Annotated in this window: 4 protein-coding genes; all 4 read left to right on the top strand. The window is 63.1% G+C overall.

The window, feature by feature from the left end:
- Window positions 1-320 precede the first annotated feature (320 nt).
- Complete coding sequence (locus EN993_RS32105; protein ID WP_245462868.1) at window positions 321-995, top strand: response regulator transcription factor; 675 nt, start codon at window positions 321-323, stop codon at window positions 993-995.
- A gap of 173 nt (window positions 996-1,168) precedes the next feature.
- Window positions 1,169-2,359 carry an aminotransferase class V-fold PLP-dependent enzyme gene (locus tag EN993_RS32100; RefSeq protein ID WP_127265788.1) on the top strand — a complete coding sequence of 397 codons (1,191 nt, stop codon included), beginning with the start codon at window positions 1,169-1,171 and terminating at the stop codon, window positions 2,357-2,359.
- 14 nt (window positions 2,360-2,373) lie between these two features.
- A complete protein-coding gene (locus EN993_RS32095; RefSeq protein WP_109667929.1) occupies window positions 2,374-3,330 on the top strand; it encodes a CoA ester lyase in 957 nt (318 codons plus the stop codon).
- Between the two features lie 19 nt (window positions 3,331-3,349).
- Window positions 3,350-4,348: malate--CoA ligase subunit beta (locus EN993_RS32090; RefSeq protein ID WP_127265786.1), on the top strand; the 999-nt coding region annotated here is incomplete at its 3' end.

Raw genomic sequence — 4,348 nt, 5'->3', positions numbered from 1 at the left:
GTTTTGGGAAAATCCGACGCTCATTCCAGAGATAGCGCGGCAACATGAATCGATTTGGGAATTTGTCGCTCTAACGCTCGGAATATCAAACGAAATGCACACTCTCCTACCTGCTTCCCTTCACCGAGAGACGGTATTGCCGATGCCCGACCTGGAATGCCGATCCTGTCACAAACCAACGGGATACCGGTTCAGGGGACGCGACAGCACATGTCGCTGGGGAAAGAGCACCCTTGTGCGGTTGCGGCGATTGTCGTGGCACAGGGTCCGGATATCAGCCGGATCCGCCCATGTCCGCAACCGGTCCAGAACGGAAGCCCTTGAGCGCAAGGTCGGCGACAACGAACGAGGTCACATCAGGACAGCAACGCGTTCGCGTCGTTGTCGCCGAGCGCAATCCGCTTGTCATATCGGCGCTGCGCGAAATGCTGGAATGCGACGGACGTTTCGAATTGCTGAGCGCCGTGCAGAGCGGCAAGCAACTCCTGGAACTGGCGACGAAGACCAAATTCGATGTCGCCGTCATCGGCTGGAGGCTCGCCGACATGGACGGCGCGGATGTTCTGGCCGAGGTCCAGAGCCGCAAGCTCGATATGCGTATCACGGTGTTTTCCAACGACCATGACATCGGCATCCTGAAGCAATGCGTGCGGCTCGGGGCTCAGGGCTACTGCTTCCAGTTCGATGATCCGCATATTATCTTCGAGACTATCCTGGCGGTCGCGCATGGCCGCATCTGCATCCCCTACATCGACATCAACAAGGTCAACGACACGCCTTTGGCGCAGCTCACGGTGCGCGAGCGCGAGCTGCTGGCGGTACTGTCCGACGGCTGGACCAATCTTCAGATCGCGACGCGCACGGGAATTTCCGAGAATACGGTGAAATACCACCTCAAGAATCTCTACGACAAGCTTGACGTCCGCAACCGGGCGATGGCAGTCGCCCTCTATTCGAGCGAGAAGCGCCGCACTCCCAGGCTGCCTGTCGGGTAGGACGACCGGGTAGGCCAATGGGTAGGCCCAATGGGTAGGCCCAATGGGTAGGGCCAAGTGGGTAGGCTCGCCCCACCCGGGCGCGGCGAGAACTTACCCGCCAAGGTGTTGTTGCTCCTCGCCGCCGAGACGACACTCCCCTCCATAATCTCTAACATCGGAGGAGTTCGCGCATGGCTGGGTTCACCCACCTTTTTATTCCAGGACCCACCAACATTCCGGAGCAGGTCCGGCAAGCGATGAACCTGCCGATGGAGGACATGCGCGCCGCCTCGTTCCCTGAACTCACCCTGCCGCTGTTCGAGGACATCAAGAAGGTTTTCAAGAACGAAACCGGCCGCGTCTTCATCTACCCGTCGTCGGGCACCGGCGCTTGGGAGGCAGCCATGACCAATGTGCTTAGCCCCGGCGATCGCGTGCTGATGTCGCGCTTCGGCCAGTTCTCGCATCTATGGGTCGACATGGCCGAGCGCCTTGGCTTTGAGGTCGACGTTATCGACTGCGAGTGGGGAACCGGTGTGCCGCTCGACCTCTACGCGGAAAGGCTGAAGGCGGACAAGGCACACCGCATCAAGGCAGTCTTCTGCACGCAGAACGAGACCGCGACCGGCGTCACCAGCGATGTCGCCGGCTGCCGGGCCGTGCTCAACACGGCGAACCACCCTGCCCTTCTCTTTGTCGACGGCGTCTCGTCGATCGGCTCGATCGACTTCCGTCAGGAAGAATGGGGTGTCGACTGCGCCGTCAGCGGCTCGCAGAAAGGTTTCATGCTGCCAGCCGGCCTCGGCTTCCTCTCAGTCAGCAAGAAGGCGCTCGTCGCTTCCAGGGTCGCCTCCCACCGACGCTGCTTCTTCTCGTTCGAGGACATGATCCGCGCCAACGACGCCGGGTATTTCCCCTATACGCCGGCGACGCAACTGCTGCGCGGCCTGCGCGCCTCGCTCGATCTGATCGCCGAAGAAGGGCTCGACAACATCTTCGTCCGCCACCATCGCCTCGCCGAAGGCGTGCGCAAGGCGGTCGACGCCTGGGGCCTGAAGCTCTGCGCGAAGGCGCCGAAATGGCACTCCGACACCGTCAGCGCCATCCTGGTGCCGGAAGGCATCGACAGCGGCGACGTCGTCAAGCGAGCCTATGGCACCTACCAGACGTCGCTCGGCGGCGGCCTCAACAAGGTGATGGGCAAGGTCTTCCGCATCGGCCATCTCGGCTGGCTGAACGAGGTGATGGTGCTGGCGTCACTGTCCGCCGCCGAACTGGCGCTGCTCGACTGCGGCGTCAAGCTGGCGCCGGGTTCCGGTGTCGGTGCCGCGATCGCGCATTTCCGCCGCTCGCCGCAGTCCGCCATCGCCGAAGCCGCCTGATCCGGGAGCACGCCATGAGCCACACCATCAACCATCTGAAGAAACTGAGGCTGCAGCGCAGCGAACTCGCTGTCCCCGGCTCCAGTCCCGAGATGATCGACAAGGCGGCCAACAGCGCCGCCGACTTCGTCTTCCTCGACATCGAGGACGCGGTGGCGCCGCCGGACAAGGAACGCGCCCGCAAGAACATCATCCAGGCGCTTAACGACATCGACTGGCGCGCCAAGGGCAAGACCGTTTCGGTGCGCATCAACGGCCTCGACACGCACTACATGTACCGCGACGTGGTCGACGTGATGGAACAGGCCGGCGACCGGCTGGACACCATCCTGGTGCCGAAGGTCGGCGTTCCGGCCGACCTCTACATGGTCGAGGCCATGGTCAATCAGATCGAGATGGCCAAGGGCTACAAGACCCGCGTCGGCCTCGAAGCCCTCATCGAGACGGCGCTCGGCATGGCAAATGTCGAAGCGATCGCCGCTACATCAGGCCGCCTGGAGGCGATGCATTTCGGCGTCGCCGACTATGCCGCGAGTTGCAAGGCGCGCACCGTCAACATCGGCGGCCTCAACCCCGACTATCCCGGCGACCAGTGGCATTTCGCTCTATCGCGGATGACGGTTGCCTGCAGGGCCTACGGCCTGCGTGCCATCGACGGCCCGTTCGGCGATTTCTCCGACCCTGAGGGCTACATCGCTGGCGCAAGGCGCGCTGCGGCATTGGGCATCGAAGGCAAATGGGCGATCCATCCCTCGCAGATTGCGCTCGCTAACGACGTCTTCTCGCCGCCGGAAAAGGAGGTGACCCGCGCCAGGCGCATCCTCGAAGTGCTGAAGGAGGCCGAGGCGCAGGGCAAGGGCGCGGCAGCGCTCGACGGCAAGATGATCGACGCCGCTTCGGAACGCATGGCGCGCAATGTGCTGGTGGTCAACGAGGCGATCGAGCGCGCCGGCCAGACTGCGACGCACTGACAATTACCGGGAGGACAAAATGGACATTCACGAATACCAGGCCAAGGAACTGCTTGCCCGTCACGGCGTGCATGTGCCGCGCGGTGGACTGGCCTACAGCCCCGAACAGGCGACCTACCGGGCGCGCGAGATCGGCGGCAGCAAATGGGTGCTAAAGGCGCAGGTTCATTCCGGCGCGCGCGGCAAGGCCGGCGGCATCAAGCTCTGCGCCAACGACGAGGAGATCGCCAACGCGGCCGAAGCCATGCTCGGACGCAAGCTGGTGACCAACCAGACCGGTCCGCGCGGCAAGCTGATCTCGCGGCTCTATCTCGAGGAGGCCGTCGACATCGCGCAGGAGCTCTATCTCGGCTTTGTGCTCGACCGCAAGGAAGAGCGCGTCATGATCGTGGCCTCCGCCGCCGGCGGCATGGAGATCGAGGAGATCTCTGAAAGAAAACCTGATTCCATCATCCGCGCCGTGGTCGATCCCGGTGTCGGCATGCAGGGCTTCCAGGCGCGCGAGATCGCTTTCGGCCTCGGACTTGAAAGCAACCTGATCGGCAAGGCGACCGAGACCATCCTCGGCTGCTACCAGGTGTTCCGCGACTATGACGCTTCGATGCTGGAGATCAATCCACTGGTGGTGACCCGCGACGGCAATCTCGTCGCGCTCGACGCCAAGATGTCGTTCGACGAGAACGCGCTGTTCCGTCGCCCGGAAATCTCCGAACTGCGCGACAAGAGCCAGGAAGACCCGCGCGAGACTTTCGCCAGCGACCGTGGCCTCTCCTATGTCGGCCTCGACGGCAATATTGGCTGCATCATCAACGGCGCTGGCCTCGCCATGGCGACGATGGACATGATCAAGATCGCCGGCGGCGAACCGGCCAACTTCCTCGACATCGGCGGCGGCGCCTCGCCCGAGCGGGTGGCGAAATCCTTCCGCGCCGTGCTCGGCGACAAGAATGTCGAGACCATCCTAGTCAACATCTTCGCCGGCATCAACCGCTGCGACTGGGTCGCCGAGGGCGTCATC

This window comes from Mesorhizobium sp. M7D.F.Ca.US.004.01.2.1 (assembly GCF_003997785.1).
Classification (GTDB): Bacteria; Pseudomonadota; Alphaproteobacteria; order Rhizobiales; family Rhizobiaceae; genus Mesorhizobium; species Mesorhizobium loti.
Note: the sequence above shows the minus strand (reverse complement) of the source record. Positions and strands in the feature narration are given on the sequence as shown.

What these genes read in the sequence shown, in the direction of transcription:
- EN993_RS32100 (WP_127265788.1), top strand. Translation starts at nt 1,169, where the DNA reads ATGGCTGGGTTCACCCACCTTTTTATTCCAGGACCCACCAACATTCCG.
- EN993_RS32095 (WP_109667929.1), top strand. Translation starts at nt 2,374, where the DNA reads ATGAGCCACACCATCAACCATCTGAAGAAACTGAGGCTGCAGCGCAGC.